Here is a 561-nt window from a genome sequence, read left to right as displayed (position 1 = left end):
ATATAAAGAGCTTAATGAAAGATCAAATCAATTAGCTAGGTATATCCGCAAACATTATAAGGAAGTAACGAAACAAGAGCTTAAACTAGATATATTGATCCCACTTTGCCTTGAAAGAAGTATGGATATGTTAATTGGTATCTTAGCTGTAATGAAGGCAGGAGGAGCATATGTACCTATGGTTCCTTAGTGTCCGCAAGAGAGGTTTAGACATATCCTTGAAGACACGCAGGCTAAATTAGTTATAACGCAAAGTCATTTGGAGGATAAGCTTTATTATATAAATAGAGATGTTAGTTTGATATCAATAGATTCAAATCAAGAACAGAGCTATGTATATGATCAAGAAGATAAAGAGAACCTTAATCCACAAAGCTCTTCAACAGATTTGGCGTATGTTATATATACATCAGGGACTACTGGAGTGCCTAAAGGAGTGATGATTGAACATAAAGGGTTAGTTAATGAGGTTACTAGTCAATTAAGCTCAATAAACTTAAATATTTTAGATAAATCTTTGTTGACAGCAAACTATATTTTTGATGCTTCGTTTGAGTGTAT

General features: G+C 33.2%; 1 pseudogene. It reads left to right on the top strand.

The window, feature by feature from the left end:
* Nucleotides 1-43 precede the first annotated feature (43 nt).
* Nucleotides 44-561: pseudogene (locus F3D62_RS12640) on the top strand (AMP-binding protein); the annotation flags it as partial.

Source organism: Francisella sp. SYW-9 (assembly GCF_008711465.1).
Classification (GTDB): Bacteria; Pseudomonadota; Gammaproteobacteria; order Francisellales; family Francisellaceae; genus Francisella.
The sequence above is the reverse complement of the archived record's forward strand: the minus strand, read 5'-3'. Positions and strand labels throughout refer to the sequence as shown.